General features: G+C 69.7%; 23 protein-coding genes, 1 tRNA gene and 1 riboswitch. Of the genes, 13 read left to right on the plus strand and 11 right to left on the minus strand.

Annotated elements, in window-relative coordinates:
- Positions 1-2: 2 nt before the first annotated feature.
- Complete coding sequence (locus tag FBZ33_RS31450) at positions 3-1,856, minus strand: class E sortase (protein ID WP_141912034.1); 1,854 nt, start codon at positions 1,854-1,856, stop codon at positions 3-5.
- The gene (locus tag FBZ33_RS31455) at positions 1,853-2,653 is read right to left on the minus strand and encodes a DUF881 domain-containing protein (protein WP_141912035.1); all 801 of its coding nucleotides are present in this window, start codon (positions 2,651-2,653) and stop codon (positions 1,853-1,855) included. The genes FBZ33_RS31450 and FBZ33_RS31455 overlap by 4 nt, the downstream gene beginning before the upstream one ends.
- A 221-nt stretch (positions 2,654-2,874) precedes the next feature.
- Between FBZ33_RS31455 and FBZ33_RS31460 the strand changes: the two genes are divergently transcribed.
- From FBZ33_RS31460 to FBZ33_RS31480, 5 genes are all read left to right on the plus strand, one after another.
- Positions 2,875-3,138, plus strand: coding sequence for a cell division protein CrgA (locus FBZ33_RS31460; protein ID WP_088950861.1), 264 nt, complete (start codon positions 2,875-2,877; stop codon positions 3,136-3,138).
- 208 nt (positions 3,139-3,346) lie between these two features.
- The gene (locus tag FBZ33_RS31465) at positions 3,347-5,542 is read left to right on the plus strand and encodes a (Fe-S)-binding protein (RefSeq protein ID WP_141912037.1); all 2,196 of its coding nucleotides are present in this window, start codon (positions 3,347-3,349) and stop codon (positions 5,540-5,542) included.
- A gap of 115 nt (positions 5,543-5,657) precedes the next feature.
- Positions 5,658-6,971 carry a hemolysin family protein gene (locus tag FBZ33_RS31470; protein WP_141912038.1) on the plus strand — a complete coding sequence of 438 codons (1,314 nt, stop codon included), beginning with the start codon at positions 5,658-5,660 and terminating at the stop codon, positions 6,969-6,971.
- Entirely contained in the window at positions 6,964-7,965 is a 1,002-nt protein-coding gene (locus tag FBZ33_RS31475) for a hemolysin family protein (RefSeq protein WP_088950863.1), read from the plus strand. The genes FBZ33_RS31470 and FBZ33_RS31475 overlap by 8 nt, the downstream gene beginning before the upstream one ends.
- Before the next feature lie 167 nt (positions 7,966-8,132).
- Positions 8,133-9,146 carry a C40 family peptidase gene (locus tag FBZ33_RS31480; RefSeq protein ID WP_141912040.1) on the plus strand — a complete coding sequence of 338 codons (1,014 nt, stop codon included), beginning with the start codon at positions 8,133-8,135 and terminating at the stop codon, positions 9,144-9,146.
- Between the two features lie 54 nt (positions 9,147-9,200).
- Here FBZ33_RS31480 and FBZ33_RS31485 read toward each other — a convergent pair whose 3' ends face one another.
- Positions 9,201-11,165, minus strand: a complete 1,965-nt coding sequence (locus FBZ33_RS31485; protein ID WP_255509082.1) for an N-acetylmuramoyl-L-alanine amidase — start codon at positions 11,163-11,165, stop codon at positions 9,201-9,203.
- A gap of 251 nt (positions 11,166-11,416) precedes the next feature.
- Positions 11,417-11,552: riboswitch (cyclic di-AMP (ydaO/yuaA leader) on the plus strand.
- Between the two features lie 13 nt (positions 11,553-11,565).
- On the opposite strand from FBZ33_RS31485, the gene FBZ33_RS31490 reads away from it, so the two are divergent.
- The gene (locus FBZ33_RS31490; protein WP_141912043.1) at positions 11,566-12,606 is read left to right on the plus strand and encodes an NlpC/P60 family protein; all 1,041 of its coding nucleotides are present in this window, start codon (positions 11,566-11,568) and stop codon (positions 12,604-12,606) included.
- A gap of 75 nt (positions 12,607-12,681) precedes the next feature.
- Here FBZ33_RS31490 and dcd read toward each other — a convergent pair whose 3' ends face one another.
- Positions 12,682-13,260 (minus strand): dCTP deaminase, encoded by a 579-nt coding sequence (dcd, locus tag FBZ33_RS31495; protein ID WP_099856866.1) that lies wholly within the window; start codon positions 13,258-13,260, stop codon positions 12,682-12,684.
- A 99-nt stretch (positions 13,261-13,359) separates the two neighbouring features.
- Here dcd and FBZ33_RS31500 point away from each other — a divergent pair, with 99 nt between their 5' ends.
- The gene (locus FBZ33_RS31500) at positions 13,360-13,899 is read left to right on the plus strand and encodes a pyridoxamine 5'-phosphate oxidase family protein (RefSeq protein ID WP_141912044.1); all 540 of its coding nucleotides are present in this window, start codon (positions 13,360-13,362) and stop codon (positions 13,897-13,899) included.
- Positions 13,900-13,973: 74 nt separating this feature from the next.
- Here the strand turns inward: FBZ33_RS31500 and FBZ33_RS31505 are convergent, their stop codons facing one another.
- Positions 13,974-14,957 carry a zinc metalloprotease gene (locus FBZ33_RS31505; RefSeq protein WP_141912046.1) on the minus strand — a complete coding sequence of 328 codons (984 nt, stop codon included), beginning with the start codon at positions 14,955-14,957 and terminating at the stop codon, positions 13,974-13,976.
- A 202-nt stretch (positions 14,958-15,159) separates the two neighbouring features.
- On the opposite strand from FBZ33_RS31505, the gene FBZ33_RS31510 reads away from it, so the two are divergent.
- A tRNA-Gly gene (locus FBZ33_RS31510) sits at positions 15,160-15,233 on the plus strand.
- A gap of 62 nt (positions 15,234-15,295) precedes the next feature.
- On the opposite strand, the gene FBZ33_RS31515 is transcribed toward FBZ33_RS31510, so the two are convergent.
- Complete coding sequence (locus FBZ33_RS31515; RefSeq protein WP_141912048.1) at positions 15,296-15,625, minus strand: hypothetical protein; 330 nt, start codon at positions 15,623-15,625, stop codon at positions 15,296-15,298.
- 132 nt (positions 15,626-15,757) lie between these two features.
- On the opposite strand from FBZ33_RS31515, the gene FBZ33_RS31520 reads away from it, so the two are divergent.
- From FBZ33_RS31520 to FBZ33_RS31530, 3 genes are all read left to right on the plus strand, one after another.
- Entirely contained in the window at positions 15,758-16,345 is a 588-nt protein-coding gene (locus tag FBZ33_RS31520; RefSeq protein ID WP_141912049.1) for an RNA polymerase sigma factor, read from the plus strand.
- Positions 16,342-17,145, plus strand: a complete 804-nt coding sequence (locus tag FBZ33_RS31525) for a hypothetical protein (protein ID WP_141912051.1) — start codon at positions 16,342-16,344, stop codon at positions 17,143-17,145. Before FBZ33_RS31520 ends, FBZ33_RS31525 begins: the two co-directional genes overlap by 4 nt.
- Positions 17,146-17,279: 134 nt before the next feature.
- Entirely contained in the window at positions 17,280-18,605 is a 1,326-nt protein-coding gene (locus FBZ33_RS31530) for a PQQ-binding-like beta-propeller repeat protein (RefSeq protein ID WP_141912052.1), read from the plus strand.
- A gap of 64 nt (positions 18,606-18,669) precedes the next feature.
- Here FBZ33_RS31530 and FBZ33_RS31535 read toward each other — a convergent pair whose 3' ends face one another.
- Entirely contained in the window at positions 18,670-19,185 is a 516-nt protein-coding gene (locus tag FBZ33_RS31535) for a DUF6886 family protein (protein ID WP_255509083.1), read from the minus strand.
- A gap of 194 nt (positions 19,186-19,379) precedes the next feature.
- A complete protein-coding gene (locus FBZ33_RS31540; RefSeq protein ID WP_141912055.1) occupies positions 19,380-19,874 on the minus strand; it encodes a GyrI-like domain-containing protein in 495 nt (164 codons plus the stop codon).
- Between the two features lie 258 nt (positions 19,875-20,132).
- Between FBZ33_RS31540 and FBZ33_RS31545 the strand changes: the two genes are divergently transcribed.
- On the plus strand, positions 20,133-20,477 hold the full coding sequence (locus FBZ33_RS31545; protein ID WP_231927181.1) for a glyoxalase/bleomycin resistance/extradiol dioxygenase family protein: 345 nt from the start codon (positions 20,133-20,135) through the stop codon (positions 20,475-20,477).
- A gap of 62 nt (positions 20,478-20,539) precedes the next feature.
- Here the strand turns inward: FBZ33_RS31545 and FBZ33_RS31550 are convergent, their stop codons facing one another.
- The 3 genes from FBZ33_RS31550 to FBZ33_RS31560 form a co-directional block, all read right to left on the minus strand.
- A complete protein-coding gene (locus tag FBZ33_RS31550) occupies positions 20,540-21,184 on the minus strand; it encodes a dihydrofolate reductase family protein (RefSeq protein WP_141912057.1) in 645 nt (214 codons plus the stop codon).
- Positions 21,185-21,217: 33 nt separating this feature from the next.
- Positions 21,218-21,922: a dihydrofolate reductase family protein gene (locus FBZ33_RS31555; RefSeq protein WP_141912058.1), complete on the minus strand. Its 705-nt coding sequence runs from the start codon at positions 21,920-21,922 to the stop codon at positions 21,218-21,220.
- Between the two features lie 73 nt (positions 21,923-21,995).
- A complete protein-coding gene (locus FBZ33_RS31560; protein WP_141912060.1) occupies positions 21,996-22,415 on the minus strand; it encodes a hypothetical protein in 420 nt (139 codons plus the stop codon).
- A 75-nt stretch (positions 22,416-22,490) separates the two neighbouring features.
- On the opposite strand from FBZ33_RS31560, the gene FBZ33_RS31565 reads away from it, so the two are divergent.
- Positions 22,491-23,369 carry an LLM class flavin-dependent oxidoreductase gene (locus tag FBZ33_RS31565; RefSeq protein ID WP_099849604.1) on the plus strand — a complete coding sequence of 293 codons (879 nt, stop codon included), beginning with the start codon at positions 22,491-22,493 and terminating at the stop codon, positions 23,367-23,369.
- Position 23,370 lies beyond the last annotated feature (1 nt).

Below are 23,370 nucleotides of genomic sequence, written 5' to 3' on the forward strand. Positions count from 1 at the left end.
GATCAGCCTCCCAGCTCCGCCGGGCGGCCCGCTGACTTGGGTTGGGTGCGGTCCAGTTCGGCGTGGATGATCAGGCGCTGGTAGTTGTCGAACTTCGGGTTGCACGTGGTCAGGGTGAGCATCCGCTTGGTCGGCTTCTTGTCCGGATCGCCGGGCACCGGTGCCACCACTTCCACCTGTGTCGGTCGGACGATCCGCGACTGCGACACCCGGTAGACGTACCAGTCGGTCTTGCTCTCGACGACGATCGCGTCGCCGTCGTCGAGCTCGTCCAGTCGCCAGAAGGTGGCCCGGTTGCGGTGGCCGGCGACGGAGAAGTTGCCCACCTGGCCGGGCAGCGCACTGGCCGGGTAGTGGCCCGGGGCGTAGCGGATGTCCTGTTGGGTGACGCCCTCGACGACGACCCAGTTCTTGTCGAGCTTGGGGATGTAGAGGCCTGCGAGCGGCTTGCCGCGTACCGGTGGCGACGGTTTGACGCTCGGGCCGACCGATGGAGCCATTGTCGGATCGTCGGTCGGGCCCCACTCCTGCGCGAGTTGGCTGTTGAGGTCGTTCTGGTGGGCGTCGACGATGGCTGATTTGCCCCAGACCTCGTAGCCGGCGAAGAGCAGCACGACGAGGCCGAAGGTGATCAGGACCTCGCCGGTGACGCGGATGCCGGTGCGGATCCGGGAGCCGAGCGACGGCCGGGTCAGCTCGGAGTAGACGCTCTTGTAGCCCTCGCCGGTCTGATGTGGCCGGAGTTGGATGACCCGTTCGCCGCGCCGGGGTCGAGGAGGCTCGGCGGGGTTGTCGCCGCCACCGGTCTGATCGTCGGGGACCGAGGCGCGGGGCACGGCACCCATCAGCGCCGTCGAGTCCATGGCTGGCGGCCGGGTTGCGGGGGTGGCGGGCACGGCCGGGATCAACGCCGTGGCGCCCGGGTCGACGACCCGACCCGGCGCGGCCGGAGGGACCCGACCCGGCGCGGCCGGCGGGACTCGACCCGGGCCGGCCGGGAAGAAGTTGTCCTGCCCGGCTGCCGACACGCGGTCGGGGGCGGCCGGTGAGATCGGCGCGGCCGGGGAGCCGGTGGGGCGTGCGGGTCGGGCGGGGACCTGGGGTATGAACGCGGTCGGCGAGTCGGCAACCGGCGGGGTCGAGGGGCCGGACGGGGCAGGCCGGCCCGGCATGCCCGAGGTCGGGTGGGTCGGCATTCCGCCGGCAGCGCCCGGGCTGGTCGGGGCAGCGCCCGGCCGGTCGCCGGTCGCCGGTGGCGGGGTCGAGGCGGCTCCGGCCGGTCGCGTGGACGAGGCACCGGGCCAGGAAGGTCGGGTCGGGACGTTGCCGGGGGCAGCGGGTCGAACCGGGCCCTGGTTGGTCGGGGTCGGCGGTGGGCCGGTGGGCGCCGAAGGGGGCAGGCCGGCTCCACCGTGCGGGCTCGGCCTGTGCGCCGTGTTGCCCGGCCAGGGCGGAGGCGCTTCGACACCTGGGCGACCCGGGGCCGGGTCGGGTCGGCTGGCGCCCTGTCGTCCCGGATGGTCGACACGTCCGGGATTGTCGGTGCGGCCAGGCGGGGGCACAGCAGGCCGGTCGTCCCGAGGAGGCTCGGCGGCGCGCAGCGGCTCCGGGGTGCGGGGAGGCTCTGGAGTGCGGGGAGGTTCGGTGGCGCGGGGAGGCTCGGTGGCGCGGGGAGGCTCGGGGTTCGTCAGCGGGCGCGGCGCAGCGGGTCTGCTCGGCAGCACCGGCTCGGGCCAGTTGCCGGCCGGGGTCGGCCGGGGTGCCGGCTCGGGACGGTCGACCTTGGGAAGGAAATCGGTCGGCTCGTCGGTCTGATTCCGGTGTCGCCCGTCGCGACGCTCGTCCGGCCCACTCATTTGGGCACCGTAGCCGAGCGCAGGGCGGTTGAGTCCTCAAATGCCGGGACCCGCACCGTGGAGGTCGTTTCCTTGTAACCGAGCTGGTAGTCGTCGACCGCGTCCTTGAACAACCGGACTCCCTCAGAGCTGGCGAGGGCCTGCTGGAGGGCAGCGGGATCGCCGATCGCCACGATCTTGAACGGTGGGGAGTACACCCGGCCATGGAGCAGCAGGGTGTTACCGACGCAGCGTACCGCGCTGGTCGTGAGCACGCGGACATTCATGATTGACATGGCCTCCGCTCCGCCGGCCCAGAGCGCGTTGACCACCGCCTGTACGTCAGACTGGTGCACCACCAGGTCGTCGTTGCTGGCGTCCGACTGGGTCTGGTCGAGCTGCGGCGCGTCGTTGAGCTCCACTGTCACCCCGGGGCCGGCGAGGGCGCTGAACCCGGCGGCCTGGAGGCTGCCCCGGGCACGATTCTGCTGACTCTTGATCGGGGTGTCCGAGCCGGCGAGCGTGTTGGTGCGTTGCTCGACCTCGCCGCGCAGCGTGGCGGCCCGTCGCTCGCTTGCCGCCACCTGCTCGCGCCGCTCCTCGATGAGCTGGTTGAGCTGGGGTCGCCGGTCCTCGCGCAGGGCGGTGCCGTCGGCTGTGGTCGCGGAAGTGGTGAAGAGCAGCCCCGCCGCGGCGGCGATCAGGGGCACCCCGATCGACCAGCCCGGACGCCGTTGACGCGGTCGCCGGGGCAGCAGCCCGGCGGCGGCCCGGCGCAGGACCTTCTGCCAGGAGGTTGCGCCGGATGTGTACTCCACCGAGCGTTCCTTCCGCGTATCAGGGATCGGTCCGCTCCGGCCGGGCCGGTGATGCGAACAGTCCCGCCTCTTTCGGTCACTCCGTGCACCGGCCTGACCCCATTCGTGGTCCGAGCGGGCAATCGGGACTACGCTAGCTCTCGAACATTATTGGCCATGGACCGTCGCCCCGGCGCCCGGTTGTCAGGCCGGACGAGGTCGTCACCCCTCTGGAGAGCGCCGTGCCCAAGTCTCAGGTCCGTAAGAAGAAGGTGTACACCCCGCCGACGGACGTCCGTCCGACGACGACGGCGTCGTCGCGCAAGCCTAGCCCGGTGTGGTTGCCGGTCACCGCGGTCGCCTTGATCGTCGCCGGGATCGGCTGGCTGGTCGTCTACTACCTGTCTGAGCAGGAGTACCCGGTCATGGCGTGGGGTTACTGGAACCTCGCGGTCGGCTTCGGCGCGATGGTCGCCTCGCTGGCGCTGCTCTCCCGCTGGCGCTGAGCCGGCTCGGCGTCGCCGCACCGGCGGTTTCGCATCACCTCATCGAGCCCCTGCCCGGCAGGATCGGGTGGGGCACCCTATGGTGTCCGCAGGCAGCGTGGCCTACTGCGAGATGACTCACGTTACTGCTGGGTAACCTTCGCGTAGGCTGCACTGCATGACCGAGCGCAGCGAGGTCATCAGGTAGCAGACCGGGGAGGCCAACTCGATGGGCAGCGTCCAGATCGTCACCACGATCCTCGCGGCCGCCATCACCGCTGTGGCGGTGTGGCTTGCGGTGCGTGCGGTCCTGAAGATGACGGCAGTCATCCGGCTCGGGCAGCCCGCGCCGGAGCGGTTCACGGACAAGGGCGCCCGCACGAAGACGATGCTGGTGGAGACCGCCGGCCACACGCGGATGCTCAAGTGGGGCGTGGTGGGTGCCGCCCACTGGTTCGTGATGGTCGGCTTCATCGTGCTGTCGCTGCTGGTGCTCGAGGCTTACTTCGAGGTGGTCACCCCGACCGGCGGGCTGCCGATCATCGGGCACTGGACGATCTTCGGCCTGGCCACCGAGGTCATCACCGTGCTGGGCCTGGTCGGCATCCTGGTGCTGATGGCGATCCGGCTGCGCAACCGGCCGAACCGGCCGGGCGGTCGCTCCCGGTTCACCGGCTCGACGATGTGGCAGGGCTACTTCGTCGAGTGGATCGTGCTGCTGGTCCTGATCTTCGGCTTGCTGATCCGCGGTTTCAAGGTCGCCACCGACCACTTCGAGTACCCGTTCTGGGCCACTCCGGTCAGCCACGCCGTCGGCGCGGTGCTGCCCGACTGGCAGGACGGTACGAGCGTCGCCGCTGTCATCAAGATCATTATCTCGATGACCTGGCTGATCGTCATCTCGCTGAACGTCACCATGGGTGTCGCCTGGCACCGTTTCCTGGCGTTCCCCAACATCTTCTTCAAGCGCGAGCCGACCCGGCCGGCCGGCTCCGGCCTCGGGGCGCTGCGCCCGATGACGAGCCAGGGCAAGCCGCTCGACTTCGAGGAGGCCGACCCCGAGAAGGACCAGTTCGGCGTCGCCCACGTCGAGCAGTTCAGCTGGAAGGGACTGCTGGACTTCAGCACCTGCACCGAGTGCGGTCGCTGCCAGTCGCAGTGCCCGGCCTGGAACACCGGCAAGCCCCTGTCGCCCAAGCTGCTCGTGCTGAGCCTGCGTGACCACGCCTACGCCAAGGCGCCCTACCTGCTGGCCGGTGGCGGCAAGGACCTGACCGGCGAGGAGAAGGCCACCCAGGCGCAGCTCGCGCACCTGGACGTGCTGGCCCTGGCCGAGGCCGACAAGCCGTTGATCGGCACCGCCGAGGAGGGCGGTGTCATCGATCCGGACGTCCTCTGGTCCTGCACCACCTGCGGCGCCTGCGTCGAGCAGTGCCCGGTGGACATCGAGCACGTCGACCACATCGTCGACATGCGCCGTTACCAGGTGCTGATCGAGTCGAGCTTCCCCTCCGAGGCCGGCGTGATGCTGCGCAACCTGGAGAACAAGGGCAACCCGTGGGGCGCCCCGCAGAACACCCGCGAGGACTGGACCAAGGGCCTGGACTTCGAGGTGCCCCGGGTCGGCGAGGTGGACGACTTCGAGTACCTGTTCTGGGTCGGCTGCGCCGGCGCGTTCGAGGACCGGGCCAAGAAGACCACCCGGGCCGTGGCCACCCTGCTCAACGAGGCGGGGGTGAAGTTCGCGATCCTGGGCGAGGGCGAGACCTGCTCCGGTGACCCGGCGCGGCGGATCGGCAACGAGTTCGTCTTCCAGATGCTCGCCCAGCAGAACGTCGAGACGCTGAACGAGGCGTTCGAGGGTCGGGAGAAGGCCAAGCGCAAGATCGTGGCGACCTGCCCGCACTGCTTCAACACCCTGGGCAACGAGTACGGCCAGCTCGGCGGCGAGTTCGAGGTGGTCCACCACACCCAGTTGCTGGCCCACCTGGTGTCCACCGGCAAGCTCACCCCGGTGCAGCCGGTCGACGGTGGGGTCACCTACCACGACCCCTGCTACCTGGGCCGGCACAACCGGATCTTCGCGGCCCCCCGCGAGGTGCTCGGGGACGCCATCGAGGGCGACCTCACCGAGATGCCGCGCAACAGCGAGCGTTCCTTCTGCTGCGGCGCCGGCGGTGCCCGGATGTGGATGGAAGAGAAGATCGGCAAGCGGATCAACGTGGACCGGGTCGAGGAGGCCATGGCCACCGGCGCGAAGACGGTCGCCGTCGGCTGCCCGTTCTGCTCGACGATGCTCAACGACGGCGTCAACGGCAAGGGCGCCGGCGAGCAGGTCGAGGTGATCGACGTGGCGAGCGTGCTGCTCCGCTCGGTCAAGCCGGAGCAGCCGCAGGGCGGCAAGGAGACGGCGCCGGTCGGCTGAGGCGCGTACATCTGGGATCTGAACATCGACGGCGGCGGCCCCGAAGGGCCGCCGTTGTCGTGCAAGAATCTCGCCGAGGTGAGGCGACATCGACGGCCTACTCTTAACGACGCTGCTGCCCCTGGTCGGGTTCGTTGCCCTGACCGCGGGCAACGCGTTCTTCGTCGCGGCCGAGTTCGCCCTGGTCACTGTCGACCGCGCGGAGATCGACCGGCGGGCCGCCGCAGGCGACCAGGCCGCCCTGACGGTACGCGCTGCGCTGCGTGAACTCTCCTTCCAGCTCTCCGGCGCCCAGCTCGGCATCACCATCACCGCGCTGCTCACCGGCTACCTGGCCGAACCGGCCCTGGCCCGACTCTTCAGCCCGCTGCTGCGCCCGCTGGTCGGGGAGAACACCGGGCGCTACACCCCGTTCCTCGCGTTGGCCCTGGCCACGCTGATCTCCATGCTCTTCGGCGAGTTGGTGCCGAAGAACGCGGCGCTGGCCCGGCCCATGCCGGCGGCGTTGGCCACGGCCGGGCCGATGCACACCTTCTCCCGGACGTTCGGCTGGCTGATCCGGGGGCTGAACGGCTCGGCGAACCGGCTGGTGCGGGCGCTCGGTGTCGAGCCGCAGGAGGAGCTGGCCAGCGCCCGCTCACCGGAGGAGCTGGGCCTGCTGGCGGCCATCTCGGCCCGGGCCGGTGCGTTGCCGACGGACACTGCCATGCTGCTGCGCCGCACGATCCGGTTCGGCGACAAGCGGGCCGCCGAGGCGATGACCCCCAGGGTGGACGTGGTCGCGCTGCGCGTCACGGCCACCGTGGCCGAGCTGCTTGAGGAGTCCCGGCGGACCGGACGGACCCGCTTCCCGGTGTACGAGGAGACGCTGGACCTGGTGACCGGCGTGGCCGGGGTGCCCGACGCGCTGGGCGTGCCGCTGGCCGAGCGTGCGTCGACCATGGTCGGGTCGGTGGCCCGCGAGCCGGTGTACGTGCCGGAGAGCCTCGACCTGGACGGCGTCCTGGCCGCGTTGAAGGCGGCAGGCGCCGATCTGGCCATCGTGGTCGACGAGTACGGCGGGACGGACGGCGTGGTGACGATCGAGGACCTCGTCGAGGAGTTGGTCGGGGAGATCGCCGACGAGTTCGACCCGGCCAGCGTGGATGACGCTGACGCGGGCGAGCTGACCGTGCCCGGCGGTGAGCGCACCGTGCTGGTTGACGGGGTGCTCCGCTCCGACGAGGTGGCCGAGCAGACCGGCTTCCGGCTGCCCGAGGGCCCGTACGAGACGTTGGCCGGGTTCCTGATGGCTCGGCTCGGGCACATTCCGCTGGCCGGCGAGACGGTCGAGGCGGACGGCTGGGAGTTCACAGTGGTGGAGGTGGAGCGGCACCGGATCGAGCAGGTCCGGGTGTTGCGCCCGGCGGAGCCGGACGACGATGACTGAGCTGTTGGTGACAGTGCTGCTGCTGCTCGGCAACGGGTTCTTCGTGGGCAGTGAGTTCGCGCTCATCGCGTCCCGCCGGACGGTGATCGAGCCGCTGGCCGCCGGATCGAAGCGGGCCCGTTGGGCGTTGTCGGCGATGAACCAGATCCCGCTGATGATCGCTGGCGCGCAGCTCGGCATCACGGTCTGCTCGCTGGGTCTGGGCGCGATCGCCGAGCCTGCGCTGGCCCACCTGCTGGAACCTCCGTTCCACGCGGCCGGCCTGCCCGAGCGGGCGGTGCATCCGGTGGCGTTCGTGCTGGCACTGGGCGTGGTGGTCTTCCTGCACACCGTCGTCGGCGAGATGGTGCCGAAGAACATCACGCTGGCCGGTCCGGAGGTCTCGGCACTGTGGCTCGGCCCGGCGATGCTGGCGTTCTGTGTGGCCACCAAGCCGCTACTGCTCGCGATGAAGTGGGCGGCCCGCCGCGTCCTCGCGTTCTGGCGCATCGAGGCGTCCGAGGCGGTGAAGACGGTGTTCACCGCCGAGGAACTGGCCGGGCTCGTCTCCCAGGCGCGTACGGAGGGTCTGCTCGACGAGGAGCAGCACGCCCGGATCACCGGTGCCCTGGCCCTGCACAGCCGCACGGCGGCGGACGCGCTGCAGCCGTGGTCGACGGTGGTGACGGTGGCCGAGGACGTCTCACCGGCGTCGCTGGAGGTGTTGGCGACCCGGACCGGCCGGTCCCGGTTCCCGGTGGTGCAGCGGTCGACCCGTCGGGTGCTCGGCTTCGTGCACGTCAAGGACGTGCTCGGGTACGCCGGGCAGGGTCGCCGGTCGCCGGTGCCCGCCCGGGTCTACCGACCGCTGGCGGTGGTGCCGCCAGAGCGTACGCTGGCCGATCTGCTGCTGGCCATGCGCCGCGAGCGGCGGCACATGGTGCTGGTCAGCGACGGCCGGCGCCCTCTCGGCGTGGTCACACTCGACGATGTATTGACCGCAATCGTTGGGTAATCGGCGAATACCCTTGGTGTGCAAGCGGTTGCACGACAGTGATGGTTACTGCGCTCACCTTGATAACCGCTCCGAGCTTCCCTAATGTGAGGCACCGACCGCTGTGGGTCGTCTGCCTCGGCCCTTCCCTCACGCGAGGCGCCCGGCGGTCGGTTGCAAAGGAGTCGATGCCGGTGGCAACCATGCCCCCTCATCGTCACGGCCTGAACACGTCTGCTCGGCCAGGTGGCCTGCGCCGCGGCGTCCACCGTCTGCTCGTCCTGGTCGCCGCCGCCGCAGTCGGCGCCGGTCTGCTCGCCGCACCGGCGCACGCCGATCCGACGGTCGACGAGATCGAGGCGCAGATCGACAAGAAGTGGGAGCAGCTGGAGCCCACCATCGAGCAGTACAACAAGGTCCGGGCGCAGCTGAAGGTCAATCGACAGAAGTCGGCGGGCCTGCAGAAGAAGATCGAGCCGCTGGCGCTCCAGAGCGAGCTGGCGCTCAACCGGGTCGGCGACCTCGCCTCCCGCTACTACATCTCCGGACCGTCGCACGACATCGGCTCGCTGCTGGTCAGCGTCAAGCCGGACACGCTCGCCGAGCAGCTCACCGTGCTCGATCGGCTGGCCGCGCAGGAACGCAAGGAGGTCGAGGGCGTGCTGGCCGTGCGGGCCAAGTACGACGGCGAGAAGCAGAAGCTGGACGAGCTGATCGTCACCCAGACCAAGCAGCAGAACGACCTGGCGGCCAAGAAGAAGCAGATCGACGCCGAGATCAAGCAGCTCGAGGCGTCGATGCCCAAGACCACGGTAAAGACCGCGGCCTGCCCGACCATCAACGGAGTGGTCAGCGAGGCCGCCCGCACCGCGATCAGGACCGCCTGCGGCAAGGTCGGCAAGCCGTACGTCTGGGGTGCCACCGGCCCGAACTCGTTCGACTGCTCGGGGCTGACCCAGTACGCCTACAAGGCGGCCGGGATCTCCCTGACCCACCACACCGGTGACCAGTGGAACGAGGGCAAGGCCGTTGCGCGAGCTGATGCTCGCCCCGGCGACCTGGTCTTCTTCTTCTCCGGGCTGAGTCACGTCGGGCTCTATCTGGGTAACAACCAGATGGTGCACGCGCCACGTGCCGGCAAACCGGTGCAGGTGTCCAGCATCAACACCATGCCGGTCGCCGGGTTCCGCAGACCTGGCTGATCCAGTTCACGCACTGACGGCCCCCGGTCACCGACCGGGGGCCGTCGTTGTTCGTCAGCGGGGCGCGCCCACCGGGGAGGGCAGCAACTGCACGTCAGCGAGATCGACGTACATGATGCGGTGGCCGAACTGGATCTGCGCGTAGCGGTTCTTGCCGCGGATCACCGTCCAGTCGCCCGGCGACGAGCCGTCGAACGTGCTGGCCCGGTAGTACTCGCCGGCCAGCACCGCGCCGACTGCGTACCGCTGTCCGGCGGCCAGGGTGTACTGCAGCGGCGAGATCGTCTGGTAGGGCACCCCGTCCGGGTACGCCGCCTCCTCCGGGTACGCCCTTCCGTACACGGGGATGGTCGTCCGACCGGGCTTCGGCGTGGCCACGACGCCGACGGTCCAACTGGCGGTCGGCGCGGACGCCGGGTTGTGGAACCAGGCCCGCTGCCCGAGGTACCAGATGGCGGTCCAGTCGCCCTGCCGTCCGGCGAGCGCGTACGTCTGCCCGGCGGACGCCCGGGCCCCGTGGTCCGAAACGGCCATCGTGTTCGGGGTGCCGTCCGGTCGGAGCGCGATGTCGTTGACCAGCGGCGCGTCCGCGGACGGCGCGCTCCGCAGCACCACCAACGAGGAGCCGCGCGGTGCGCACGGGACGCCCACGGTGACGCAACCGGTGAACGCCGGCTGGTTGGTGGCGTAGTCCGGGTCGATCCGGACCAGCCCGGTGGCCGGGGTGCCGGTGTCCAGCCGAGGCGCGTGCAGCAGGTCGAAGTAGTGCGTCCAGTCCCAGTACGGGCCCGGGTCCCAGTGCATCCCCCGCACGGTCGAGGCGACGGTGCCGGGCACGTTGTCGTGGCCGATGATGTGCTGGCGGTCCAGCGGGATGCCCAACCGCAGCGCCAGGTGCCGCACCAGTTTCGCCGAGGTCCGGTACATCGCCTCCGTGTACCAGGTGCCCTGCGCGGCGAAGCCCTCGTGTTCGAGACCGATCGACTTGGCGTTGACGTACCAGTTGCCCGCGTGCCAGCCGACGTCCTTGGTCTTGACGTGCTGGGCGATGTGCCCATCGACCGAGCGCAGCGAGTAGTGCCAGCTCACGTACGTCGGGTCCTGGACGAGTTTCAGGGTCGTCGCCCAGCTCGCCTCGGTGTCGTGGATGACGATGTACTCGATCTTCTGCCGGGCGGGCCGGTCGGAGAGGTCGTGGTTGCCGTAGTCCCCGTCGCCGAACGCCTCGTAGGGTGCCGGGATCCACTCGCAGGAGATGGTGCGCGGGCACTCCAGCCCGTCCGGGCGGGCCAACCGGCGCAGGCCCAGCCGGTCCAACCAGGAGCGCTCGGGCTGTACCGCGCGCGCCGGCAGGGTGATCCGCTGGCCGTCGTCGGTCATCCGGGACTCGCCCGCGGCGATGGTGGTGAAGACCTCGTCGGCGAAGGCCGCGGCGGCGTCGGCGCTGTCCGCACCGGCGTAGCGGGCCACCGCGCCGTACCAGGCCGCCGGGTCGGTGTCCGCTCCGACCGGCGCACCCAACTCTCGCTGGTACGCACTGAGCAACGCGGCCCCACCCCGGATGTTGACCGCCGCGTCGGTGCGCAGCGCCTCGGGGGTGGCGCCGGTCAGTGCGGCCGCCGCGTCCACGGTCTGCAACGCGGCGGCGGTCGGTGCGGGGGCCTCGACGGGTCGGGCTGCGGGCACCCGGGAGGGCCGGGAGTCGTCACCGCGTGGGTCCTCGGCGCCGGCGTCGTGGTGGCCGCGCCCTGGTAGAGCGGCAACGTGGCGGGCGTCGGTCAGGTGCATCGGGCCGTAGCCGCCGCTCGTGCTCGGTGTGCCGGCGTTGCTGTCCCAGCGGGACTCCAGATAGGAGACGCCGAGCAGCACGCCCGTCGGCACGCCGTACTCGGTCGCTGCGGCGGCGTACTGCTGCTGGCGATCGGCGGTGGGTGCGGCGGTGGCGGCCGTGGGGAGTGGCACCGCGCTCGCGGCGGCGACGACGGTCGTGGCGAGCAGCGCGCGCCAGCCGGCCGACACTGTTGGATGGTGCATCGAACCCCCTAGATTCTCGCGGGTAGAGGTCAGGTCACCATCGCGCCGCTGGAGAGTCCGCGTCAATACCTTTCCATCTATCGACATGTTGAGAAAGAATTCTTCACACACGGTCGGTGACCCCCACCCGATCGGTACGGAGTGTCACGGCCGTACGGGTTGCGGATCGGTAACGGGCGTCTCTACTCTGGTCATTTGTCGGCCCGACAGCAGCTCCGCCCATCCCGGGCGGTAACGGACCGACACCGCCGAGTCGTTTCCGAGCGAACCGGGGACCCACGTCCCTCGGGGTGAATCCGCAGCCACTGCGGTAGGGCGCCGACTTCCCGCCCGAACCCGTCAGCTAACCCGGTAGGCGGTCAGGAAGAAGGAGTACGGAACCCCGGTGGCACTCCATGCCCCGCGGCCGTCGTCCGAGCGGTCGGCATTCGCCGTCCCGACGCCGATCGTGCCGCGCCCACGCTGGTCCCGCTTCACCACCGCTCTCGCCGCACTGGTCGGCGTCGCCGTCGTCCTGACGGGCAGCGCCACGGCCGCCCACGCCGACCCGTCCGTCGCCGAGATCGAGCGCCAGATCGACGCCGACTGGAACACACTCGAACCGATCATCGAACGGCACAACGCCACCCGCTCCGACCTCGCCGTCAAGCGCAAGCAGGCGGACGCGCTGGCCGCCCGCATCGCCCCGCTCGAGCGGCAGGTCGACGCCGCGATGGACAAGGTCAGCGCGCTGGCCGTACGCGCGTACAAGGGTGAGACCGTCTCGACCGTCAACGCGATGCTCGGCAGCCGGTCACCCAGCGAGGTGGTCAGCCAGCTCGAAATGCTCGACCGGTTCGCGCACAACCAGCAGCAGGACGTACGCGAGGTCGCCGACCTGCGCGACGAGCTGGCCGCGCAGAAGGCGCCGCTGGACGAGATGGTGGCCCAGCTGGCCCGCACCGAGGCCCAGTTGGCGGCCAAGAAGAAGCAGATCAACGAGGAGATCGACCGGCTGCAGAAGCTGCGCCTCAAGGTGTACGGCAACGGGGGCGGCGGTCCGCTGCGTCCGGCGCCCTGCCCCGGCAGCTATCCCGGCGGCGCTGCGGGCACGGCGGTCAAGTTCGCCTGCGCGCAGATCGGCAAGCCCTACGTGTGGGGTGCCGAGGGCCCGAACTCGTACGACTGCTCCGGGCTGATGCTGGCCGCATGGGCGAAGGCCGGGGTGTCGTTGCCGCACAACGCCGCTCAGCAGAGCCGCGTCACCAAGGACGTCAGCAAGGCCGACCTGCGCCCCGGCGACCTGGTCTTCTACTACAGCGACATCCACCACGTCGGCATGTACGTCGGCAACGGCTGGGTGGTGCACGCCTCGCAGGCCGGTCAACCGGTCAAGATGAAGAAGGTCGACGACGGCCCGATCCACAGCTACGGCCGCCCAGGCTGATCCTGGGTGACCAGGAGGGCCCGTCGCGATCGGTCGCGGCGGGCCCTCGTCGTCCGACCGTGGTGCCTCAGCCCGTCAGCGGGTGGGCCAGGTGCGCCAGTGCTGCCAGGCGCGGCTGGGCGTCGGACCCCGCTGGCCCTGGTAGCGCGAGCCGTAGACCGCCGAGCCGTACGGGTGCTCGGCCGGCGAGGAGAGCCGGAAGATGCAGAGCTGCCCGATCTTCATGCCCGGCCAGAGGGTGATCGGCAGGTTCGCCACGTTGGAGAGCTCCAGCGTCACGTGACCGGAGAACCCCGGGTCGATGAAGCCGGCGGTGGAGTGCGTGAGCAGCCCGAGCCGGCCCAGGGAGCTCTTGCCCTCCAGTCGGCCGGCGAGCTGGTCGCCCAGCGAAATGACCTCCAGCGTCGAGGCCAGCACGAACTCGCCCGGGTGCAGCACGAACGGCTCCCCGTCGGGCACCTCGACCGAAGAGGTCAGGTCGTCCTGCTGCATCGCCGGATCGATGTGCGTGTAGAGGTGGTTGTTGAAGACCCGGAACAGCCGGTCGAGTCGGACGTCGATGCTGGAGGGTTGCACCAGGGTGGGCTCGAACGGCTCCAGGCCCAGCGTGCCGGCCTTGATCTCGGAGACCAGGTCGCGGTCGGAGAGCAGCATCGGACCACCATAGCTGCGTTGCCGAAAGTGCCAGGATTCGGTGCCGATGACCAGCGAGTCGAGGTCGCTACTCGTACATTTGTTCGATAGAATGCCCACATGGCTTCCTGGTCCGAATTCGCCGCCGACGAGCCCCGACTCGCCGACGGGATCCGCGTTCTCCTCCAGCAGTACGGGCCAGGCTTCGGCTACCTGGCCACGGTTCGCGCCGACGGCGGGCCCCGGGTCCATCCGGTCTCCCCGGTCATCACCGACGAGGGCTTGTTCTGCTTCATCGTCGACTCTCCGAAGCGCCGCGATCTCGAACGCGACGGCCGTTACGCGCTGCACTCGTTCCCGCCGGAGGAGAGCGACGACGAGGCGTACGTGGCGGGTCGCGCCCGTCCGGTGACCGATCCGCTCCAGCTGGCACGGTTGGCGCAGGGCGCCCGGGCGGAGCCGCAGGTCGACTGGCGGTTGTTCGAGTTCACCGTCGACGTGGCGATGTTGGCCCGCCGGGAGCAGCACGGCCTCGGCGTCGCCGTCGGCGGTCCGGCGGTGCAGGTGTGGCTCGATCCGCTGGCCCCGGCCGCACCTTCAGCCGTACCGCAGGCTCGCCCGGCCCACCGCAGCCGCAACGTCCAGTATTCGGCGGCCTGACCTGGTCCTGGGGAGAAAGACAACCGGTGCCGGCCCCGTCGTGACGGGGCCGGCACCGGTCGTACGCAGGGAAGTTATGCCGCCCGGTACGCGTTCCACGCGGTCAGCATCCGGCTGGCCTGCCCGGGGGTGAACTGGTACATGCACGAGTCGTAGGTGTAGTCCATGAAGTTGGTGATCGGGTCCAGCCCGGTCGCCGAGCAGGTGTCGCGCCCGGTCGGGCACTGGTAGGCCGGCGACGCCTCGGCCGGGGTGTCGCTGACGCTGTCACCCGAGCCGCCGCACCCGCCCTGGAAGGTGTGGTAGAGGTTCAGCCAGTGGCCCACCTCGTGGGTGCCCGTGTCGCCCTGGTTGTAGTTGGTGGCGGTGCCGCCCGGCAGCGACTCGCTCAGCGCGACCACGCCGTCCATGCTGCTCAATTTGCGCTGCGGGAAGGTCGCCCAGCCCAGCAGGTCGTTGCTGAGCTCACCGAGGTAGATGTTGAGGGTGTTCTTGCCGCCCACCCGCAACGAGGACTTCATCGACCGCTCCGCCGACGAGCCCTGCACGATCGGGTACCACGACGGGTTCGTCACCCGGTTGATCTTGTCGAGTCGGAAGGCGAACGCGGTGACCGCTCCGCCGGTCGCACCGGCGTATGCCTGGTTGAGCACGGTGATCTGCGAGGTGATCAACGAGTCGGGGATGTTGCCGCCGGCCCGGGTGCTGTTCTCCTGGATCACGTGCACCACCACCGGGATGGTGACCGTGGCCAGCGCCGTCGCGCCTGCGCCGGTGCGGAAGTTGGCGCGCTCGCGCAACGCAGCGGCGAGGTCCGCGTCCCGCTCGCGGACCTGCTGCGCGGTCAACTCGTTCGGGTCGTGCTTGGCCGCCGCACCGGGCTTGAGCCGGGCGTTGGAGTGACTGTCGGCTGGCTCCACGCAGGCGCCACCGGGCGCCGCGGAGAAGGCCGAAGCGGCCGGAACGACGCCCACCGCAGCGGTGCTGAGCAGCAGCGCGAGGGTCGTCGACGCGACACCGGCAGCACGCCGGGTCAGCAGGTTGGGACGGGGTCCCATGGGCCCACCTCTTTCTGGCGGCGCGGCAGGGGGTGTGTCACGCCGTGGCTGGCAACGTGTGGCAGACGTTACAACCCATCGACGCATTTGAGAACGGGCATATGTTGCCGTCCGGAAACTTCTTCCTGGGCGCCTGGGGTGGTGGGCTCGCGGGGGTGCCTGGGTGCACCGGATCGACCACTCGGGTACAGTGGTGCCGCCTGCGGGTGTAGTTCAATGGCAGAACATCAGCTTCCCAAGCTGACAGTGCGGGTTCGATTCCCGTCACCCGCTCCACGTACGAAGGCCCTGGTGAGGACGCGAGTCCCTCGCCGGGGCCTTCGACGTTGCTGCGGCCGCTACTGGTGTGCGGACCTGCCCATCCTGTGCATCGCGAGCCATCCCGCCGCAAGAGACAGCACCACCGCTCCCTGTTGGGGCGCGATCAGCCAGAACCACTCTTCGTCGCGGTAGAACAGGGCCAGGTGCGCCGTCGACAGCAGAGCAAGACCGGCAGCGCCGAAGTAGCCAGCGAAGACAGCTCGGGGCAGCTTGGCCGCCCGCCCCCACGCCCGTTCGCTGGCGCGTTGGCCTTTCACGCCGACCAGGATCACGGCATAGGCGAAGACAACCGCCCCCGCGCACCCGACGGCGGTGATGACGGCCCCGAGGATTGCTCTGATCAGCACTCGGCGAGACTCCCACGGCCGTCAAGTGACCCCAGGCGGTGACCCATTCGATCCGGTCGATTCCTGCCTTCGCGCGCCGATCACCCCGGAAGACGACTGCAACAGGTTCGGCCCGACCGGCGATAGTCAGGTGTGACGAGCCAGATACAACCGTCCGACCAAGATCTGTGGTCGGCCATCGCAGCCAGTGACGAGGTCGCGTTCGGCCGGCTCTTCGACCGGTACGCCCGGGCGGTCTACAACCACGCGTTCCGGCTCACCGGCTCGTGGACGCTCGCCGAGGACGTGACGCAGTCCACCTTCCTGGTCGCGTGGCGTAGGCGTGGCGAAGCAGCGGTCCTGGTCGACGGGTTGGCGCTGCCGTGGCTGCTGGTGGTCGCCACCAACACGACCCGCACCGAGTGGCGCTCGGCCCGGCGGTGGTTGGCAGCCCTGCGGAGGTTGCCGCCGGGGCGTGGGGTGGAGGCGGACCCGGCGGACGACATAGTCGCTCGGCTCGATGACGAACGGCAGATGGCCGACGTCCTGGCGGTCGTACGCCGATTACCTCGCGCCGAGCGCGAAGCCGTTGCCCTGTGTCTCTGGTCGGGCGTGCCGTACGGCGAGGCGGCCGCGGTCCTCGGCATCAACGAAGGCGCGCTCCGATCACGTGTCAGCCGCGCACGGGCCCGACTGGCACGGATGGTCGTCGACGGAACCAAGCAGGAGGATGAGCGATGAAGGGCATTTTCGAAACGCCTGTCGAGCGGGATCTGCCGCCCGACGCGGCGGCGCGGATGCGTTCGGATCTGATGGCCTCTGTCCATCGTCCGCGATCCCGCCGGGCGCTACGGCTCGGAGTGGCCACCGTGGCGACGGCTGCGGCCATGGTCGCCGGTGTGGCGATGGTGCCGAGTGGCGACGATGTGCGGCATCTGGCGATGGGTCCGAGCGAACTGTCACCGTCGCTGCGCCGATCAATGGAGCAGTGCCTGTCGTGGAACGAGGAGATGGAGCGGCTTCCGGTGTCGATGGACCAGTTGGCCGTGGCCGCCGAGCAGGACCACCGGGCCGTGGCACTTTTCATATCGGAGACCGGGTACTTCACCTGTGAAGTCTCCGCGGCGCCACATCAGGAGATCAGCGGGGCCGCCAGCAGTGAACGGGACTGGCCACAACGGAACTGGTTGCCCGGCCCGGTCCAGCGACTCCTGCTCGTGTCCAGCAGAGTCAACGGCGGCGACGTCGCGGCGACTGGCCGGGTCAGCGCTCGGGTGCACCGGCTGGTGCTCGAACACGGGGATGGGCAGACGACCACCGCGCGGTTGGCCAACGGTGTGTTTGGCCTGATCACCGAGGATGCCAACGCCAACGAGGGCGCCGAGTTGGTCAGTTACGACGACACCGGTGCCGAAATCGACCGCCGTCCGCTCTTTCGTCCGTCGGACGAGTTCGACCACTGCTACGGGGACCCGTCGGGCACTGTCGTCTACGGCTCGCCCGGCACCAACTGCCTACCCGCGGAGCGTTGGAGCCGGTAGGCAGCGCGGTGGCGCCAGCGACGGAAGGGCTTCCGCGTCGGACGCGCCGCTTGGTGCTGTCAGTTCTCAGGCCTGATGCCTGCTCGCTGAATTGCGCACCGGCGTTCCTCGATGCAGTCCCATAAGCTGCGGATGTGAACCGCCCTCGCCGCTACGGTCCTGCTGCCGGTGTCGTACTTGTGGGCGCAGGCCTGATTCTGGCGACCATCGCCTGGAGGTGGGGCCACCTCACCTACGGAATCGGCGTCACCGCCGTGGTGGTCGGTGTCGTCTGGGTCGTCGCACTGCTGACGCGTGGCACCGCGTGGAGGATCGTGCTGAGTGCGGCGGCGGTCTTCGTCATCGTCGCAGGCGCTGTCGCAGCCGTCACCGGCTTCCCACAGTCGCCGCCACGGTGGAACATCCCCAGCGATGCACAGCTGCCGAACGAATGGTCAGCCCGGGCGGGCAATCTGATCATCGTGGGCGGAACCGCCCGGGACATTGAAACTGGGAAGGTTGCCTGGGCGCACGCAGGACCTGATGCGACGCCGATGCTCGTTGATGACGGTCTGGTCGTCATCGACACGGGCGACAGCTCGATTGGCGTCGATCCGTCGACGGGTCGTGAGATCTGGCGATCAACGGTGACCGGCCGTGGCATCGCGCATGACGGGAAGATCCTGGTCGTCGCGGACACCCGGGATGGAACCGAGGCCGTGGCCCTCAACCTCGCCACGGGAGCGACACTCTGGCGGCGGAACGGCCGGCCTGTGATGGAGTGCGACTACGGCCCCACCGACCGCTTCTCGCCGGCACGCGAGCAGTCGTACGTGCTTCTCGTTCAAAATGAAGAGCGCAAAGGGAGCGCTGAGCTGCTCGATCTGACCGAGGGGCGCAGCACCATCGGCGACGTGGACTGCTCCGTGATGGCTCGGATCGTCGGTGACGTGCTGCTGCAGGCGGACGGCAGGACGCTCGCCGGACGCTCACCGGCCGACGGTCGGCGGATGTGGTCGACGCCGGCAGAGCAGCCCTGGGACGTCTACGGCAGCGGCTCAATGGTGTTCACTCCTACTAACGATCGCCGCGACCTCATCGGCATCGATGTCACGACAGGGCGGAGCAGCCGGCTCGTACCTCCGCCAGGCACGCGGAAGGTGCGGCTGGCCAGCGCGGAGCAACGAACACCCGAAGTGTGGGCACTGCTCGAGGGCGGCTCTGGAGCCTTGCTGTGGAATCCCGTAACCGGTCAGATCGCCGAGATCCCCGACGCCGTCACGATCCGTATCGAAGGCGTCGACATGTCCTCCGGCTGGATACGACTCGAGGGCACAACGCGCGACCTCACCGGCGCGAAGACCGACCAGTGTTGGGCATTCTCCCCGGAGGGACGGCTGTCCGACCCGTTCCCAGGCCGGAATTGCTTCGTCGACGACGGGCTACTCAAGATCCAGGAAGACGTGCACCCCATCCTCTAGAGCTTCCAGAGGGAGCTCGCGGCGGCCATCGTCCCAGCAACGGCCTTCCAATTTCCGGGGAGGATCAGGAGCGGGGCCTTGCGTTGCGCAGCCTGATGCCACTGAATCCGACCGAGCTGTTGGTCACTACGTGCCAGAAGGACCAGAGGTTGTTCAGCACGCGAAGCTGGATTCCCGCCTCGGCGTGGCACCGCAGCAGATCACCGACCGGCTCGGGAGGCCCGAGGGGTGTGACGGGCTCGACTGCCACGAGCGCGTGTGGTTCGGGAGTGCCGAAGGGTTGGAAGCGATCAGCTGGTAGCCGGTACGCGAACAGTCGCGCCCTTTGCATCGCCTCCAGCCAGCCGTACTCGATCGCATGGACTCGCTCGCCGCAGCCCGCTCCAACGACCCGATCACGATCCGCCCGAGAGGTGGTCGGCAGCACCCAGGCCATCGCCCGGGGGCACTGGCGCGGGAACCAGTAATCGGGAGCCCGATCCTGGTCGACGGCCCACACGTATGCGTCCGGTTGCTGAGCGGTCGCGGCGACATGCGGAACGAACCGCGTGATCGTCGGATCTTCCGAGAAATGCAGCACCTGCCCAGGCTCTGGTCGCATTTGGTCGTTCCTACCTGGAAGAGGTGCTCAGCTCAACTACATTCGGGCGGCCTCCGGTCGCGCTCCGAACTCAGCGCCACCGCAATGCCGGCACTCGAACAACCGCTCGTCGATGACGGGCTACTCAAGATCCAGGATGACGTGCACCCCATCCTCTAGAGCTTCCAGAGGCGTTACCCAATCTGAGGATCTGCGGCGTCGGCGTTGATGTCCGCCGCACGCGCTGCCGGAGAGCCGGTCTTCACCGGTATCAGCAGGTCGATGGAATCGCGACGACGGTAGAACTCGATGCTGGGCCGGGTCGAATCATGGTCGGCTGCCCGCATCAGCTCCGCATAGCGCTCGGGGATGTGGGTGTAGATCTCGGGCGGCTCGCCGCGAAGTGTTGTCGACAGGTATTGACCGCCGGGGATTGACCCGGACTGGAGGCCGGCCAGCGTGGCGTCGGCGCCGTCCTGGACCTGCACGCAGACCCGGTACGCCCCGTCCGGTGGGCCGAAGACCCCGAAGAACTTCCGCCCCTGGAGTGACCCCACCATTGTTTCCAGGCGATCCCATGCCTCGGTGATCGCGTCCTGCTCGTCGGCCGTGGCGATGAACAGCACCGCTGTCTCGTCGCGCTCGACGCACCGTGTGCTCAGGTCCTCTGCGGGCGTCGACGCATCCATGAACGGCAACCTATGTCACCGGTACGACAGTGCTCCTAGCCGGTTGGCCGCGAAGCGCCGCCCAACTCCTGGTGGCGGCGGAGCAGCTCCCGCATGGCCTCGATCTCGGCAGCCAGTGCGGCCTGCCCCTGCTCGGTGATCCTGAGTTCACTGAGCTGATGACGGCCGGCGGGATCGACCGTGGTGGTTCCACCCGAGCCCCGGCGGGGCTACTGTCCGGCCTGGAGGTGGTCCGTGTTCACCGAAGCTTTTCCGATCGTGACGACACCTGACCTGCCACGACTGATCGGGTTCTACCGGGATGTGGTCGGCTTCGAGCTGACCTACCGGTTCCCGGACGAGGGTGTCCCGGAGTTCGTCGCACTCCGACTGGGCAACAGCGAGCTGGGCCTGGCCGCCAATCCGGAGGCCGGCGGGCCGGCCGAGTCGCACCGCTGGGAACTGTGCGTCTACGCCGACGACTGCGACGCCGCCGTGCACGCCCTGCGCTCGGGCGGCGCCACGGTCACCGAGGAACCCGTTGACCAGCCGTGGGGGGAGCGGTCCGCCCGGGTCACGGATCCCGACGGCAACCGCATGCTGGTGCTGTCCCGCCTCGCTTAGAGCCTGCACGGATCTTGGACAGTCTCCGTTCAGGCGTAACGGAGACTGTCCAGGATCGCGGGTCAGCGTCGCCAGAACAGGAGATGGGTGACTCCGCTGGCGCTGGGCACCGACTCCAGGTGGAAGCGGTCGAGAAGTTCTTCGGGGCTGTCCCACAGGCGCTCGCCCCGGTCGAGGTCGACGGGCGCGACGGCGATGTGCATCGTGTCGACCAGGTCGGCATCGAGGAACTCGCGGATGGTGGCGACCCCACCACCGAGGCGTACGTCCCGACCGTCGGCTGCCTGCTTCGCCCGGGCCAGCGCCTCGGCCGGGCTGGCGTCGAGGAAGTGGAACGTGGTGTCGGACAGCGTGAACGACGGGCGTTCGTGGTGGGTGAGCACGAAGACCGGCGTGTGGAACGGCGGGTTGTCCCCCCACCAGCCCTGCCAGTCGTGGTTCTCCCAGGGCCCGCGCTGAGGGCCGAACTTGTTGCGACCCATGATCTCCGCGCCGATGTTGCACTCGGCGTCGCGGGTCAGATAGTCGTCGAGGCCGCGACTGCCGCCGGGCTCGGTGCGATACACGAAGCTGGCGGTGGCGGCCCGCCAGGAGAACAGCGGGGTGGGGTCCGCGTGGCCGAAGGGCCGTTCCAGGCTCTGCCCCTCGCCGGTGCCGAACCCGTCGCGCGACACGTTGAAGCACTGCACCCGCAGAAGTTGCGGCATGGCATCTCCTCTTGAGGTGGCGGGTCGGGTGACTCAGTTCGTGGTCGTCGTCGGGCCGCCGCCCCTGCCCCGATCGTCGAGCACGAGTGGGGCGCGACCGTTCACGTCGTACCGGATGTGGGTGACCTGCGGGGTGTGCAGGACGCGGGTCGGCGTCAGTTCGATCGCCTCCTTGTCGCCGAGGTCGAGATCCGCGTCGAACAGTCGCAGGCCGGTGCCGAGCACGACCGGTACGACGTGCAGCTCCAACTCGTCGAGCAGCCCCGCCTTGATGACCTGCCGCACCAGGCTGCCGCCTCCGGCCACGGCGACGTTCTTGCCGCCGGCCACGGCGCGTGCCTGCTGGACGGCGCTGGCCACGCCATCGGTGACGTAGGTGAAGCTGGTGCCTCCGCCCCGCAGGAGGGTCTGGCGGGGCCGGTGCGTGACGACGAAGACCGGCGCGCGGAACGGCGGCTCCTCGCCCCAGGGCGCCTCACCGCCGTCGGCCATCCGGCGCCCCATCACGTACGCGCCGGCGGCCCCGAACGACTCGGCGATGACCTCGGAGTTGGTGTCCTCCTCACCACCGGCGAAGCCCTGTCGTTCACGCCACGCCGACGCCTCCGTCGCCCAGCGGGTGACCCGGAAGAACCCGGCGCTCTCCGCCGAGTCCATCCAGTTGCCGTCGCCCTCGAACCGTGGGCCGGCGTAGAAGCCGTCCACCGACACCGACAGCTGTGCGGTCACCTTGGTCATCGCGTTGTTCCTCTCCCCGGTCACACCCGACGGGGTGCGGCTCGCCAAGGGGTCGGAGCCGAACGGGAGACCCCTACCCGAGAGCAGTGTGACGTGCGTCACCCGAAGGCTCGGTCAGGTACCAGGTTCCGGCGTGTTCCGGGTCCCGGGACCAGCGCATCCCGGGCAACTCCTCGGGTCGGGGCTGCCAGTCCCGGTAGGGCGCGAGGGCCACCCGCCAGGCGATCACCGCGAAGACGTAGATGCCCGGGCCGACCAACCAGAGCAGGGCGTCTCGTCGCCGATAGGAGGCGTACGGCGCGAGCCACGCGGTCGCCGCCATCGGAAGTGCGATCACACTGAGGTCGGCCATCGGCCCGCGACCTAACCGGGTCTCGATCAGCTCGCGGAGGATGAAGGACGGGACAACCACCGCGAGCGTCATGGCCACCGTGCGGATCGTGCGCCCGCGGCGATCCCGGGGTACGCGGGCAGCAGACGCTTCGGCGGGCATGCCCGGAGGGTACGGGCCGATCGCAACGCGGATCGACGACCGGCGGCGGTGCCGTCCCCGGCTAGGCTGACGATCATGCGGATTGGCATCGTCATCCTGCCCGACCAGCGGTGGGCGGAGGCACAGCGTCGGTGGCGGCAGGTGGACGAGTGGGGCTTCGACCACGCCTGGACCTACGACCACCTGGGTTGGCGGGACCTGGTCGACGGCCCGTGGTTCGACTCGATGGCGACGTTGACCGCCGCCGCGACGGTGACCTCCCGGATCCGGCTGGGCACCCTGGTGGCGTCGCCGAACTTCCGGCACCCGGCGGCGTTCGCCCGGCAGATCACCACCGTGGACGACGTCTCCGACGGTCGGCTGCTGCTCGGCCTGGGCGCGGGTGGTATCGGTTTCGACTCGGCCGTGCTGGGCGGTGAGACCCTGCCGCCGCGTCAGCGGGTGGACCGGTTCGCCGAGTTCACCGAGCTGCTCGATCTCGTCCTGCGCGAGGACGGCACCACCTGGCGCGGTGAGTGGTTCGCCGCGGTGGACGCCCGCAACAACCCCGGCTGCGTGCAGCAGCCCCGGGTTCCCTTCGTGGTGGCCGCCAACGGGCCGCGATCGATGCGGCTGGTGGCCCGGTTCGGTCAGGGCTGGGTGACCACCGGCACCGATGCCGACGACGTGTCGGGCTGGTGGGACACCGTGTCGGCGCTGTCCGCGCGGATGGATCGCACGCTGGAGGAGGCCGGCCGCGATCCTGCCACTCTGGACCGTTACCTCTCGCTGGACGCGGCGCCGGTGTTCTCGCTCAGCAGCGCGCAGTTCTTCGCCGACCAGGTCGGCCGGGCCGCGGACCTGGGCTTCACCGACGTGGTGACGCACTGGCCGCGCGCCAGCAGCTGGTACGCCGGCGACGAGGCCATCCTCGCGGACGTGGCGACGCGGTTGCTGCCCGAGCTGCGCGGCTGAC

Source organism: Micromonospora sp. A202 (assembly GCF_006715105.1).
GTDB classification, from domain to species: Bacteria; Actinomycetota; Actinomycetes; order Mycobacteriales; family Micromonosporaceae; genus Micromonospora; species Micromonospora zamorensis.

What these genes read in the sequence shown, in the direction of transcription:
- FBZ33_RS31500 (WP_141912044.1), top strand. Translation starts at nt 13,360, where the DNA reads ATGGCTTCCTGGTCCGAATTCGCCGCCGACGAGCCCCGACTCGCCGAC.
- FBZ33_RS31560 (WP_141912060.1), bottom strand. Translation starts at nt 22,415, where the DNA reads ATGCCCGCCGAAGCGTCTGCTGCCCGCGTACCCCGGGATCGCCGCGGG.
- FBZ33_RS31540 (WP_141912055.1), bottom strand. Translation starts at nt 19,874, where the DNA reads ATGGATGCGTCGACGCCCGCAGAGGACCTGAGCACACGGTGCGTCGAG.
- FBZ33_RS31550 (WP_141912057.1), bottom strand. Translation starts at nt 21,184, where the DNA reads ATGCCGCAACTTCTGCGGGTGCAGTGCTTCAACGTGTCGCGCGACGGG.
- FBZ33_RS31555 (WP_141912058.1), bottom strand. Translation starts at nt 21,922, where the DNA reads ATGACCAAGGTGACCGCACAGCTGTCGGTGTCGGTGGACGGCTTCTAC.
- FBZ33_RS31525 (WP_141912051.1), top strand. Translation starts at nt 16,342, where the DNA reads ATGAAGGGCATTTTCGAAACGCCTGTCGAGCGGGATCTGCCGCCCGAC.
- FBZ33_RS31565 (WP_099849604.1), top strand. Translation starts at nt 22,491, where the DNA reads ATGCGGATTGGCATCGTCATCCTGCCCGACCAGCGGTGGGCGGAGGCA.
- dcd (WP_099856866.1), bottom strand. Translation starts at nt 13,260, where the DNA reads ATGCTGCTCTCCGACCGCGACCTGGTCTCCGAGATCAAGGCCGGCACG.
- FBZ33_RS31475 (WP_088950863.1), top strand. Translation starts at nt 6,964, where the DNA reads ATGACTGAGCTGTTGGTGACAGTGCTGCTGCTGCTCGGCAACGGGTTC.
- FBZ33_RS31505 (WP_141912046.1), bottom strand. Translation starts at nt 14,957, where the DNA reads ATGGGACCCCGTCCCAACCTGCTGACCCGGCGTGCTGCCGGTGTCGCG.
- FBZ33_RS31465 (WP_141912037.1), top strand. Translation starts at nt 3,347, where the DNA reads ATGGGCAGCGTCCAGATCGTCACCACGATCCTCGCGGCCGCCATCACC.
- FBZ33_RS31450 (WP_141912034.1), bottom strand. Translation starts at nt 1,856, where the DNA reads ATGAGTGGGCCGGACGAGCGTCGCGACGGGCGACACCGGAATCAGACC.
- FBZ33_RS31480 (WP_141912040.1), top strand. Translation starts at nt 8,133, where the DNA reads ATGCCGGTGGCAACCATGCCCCCTCATCGTCACGGCCTGAACACGTCT.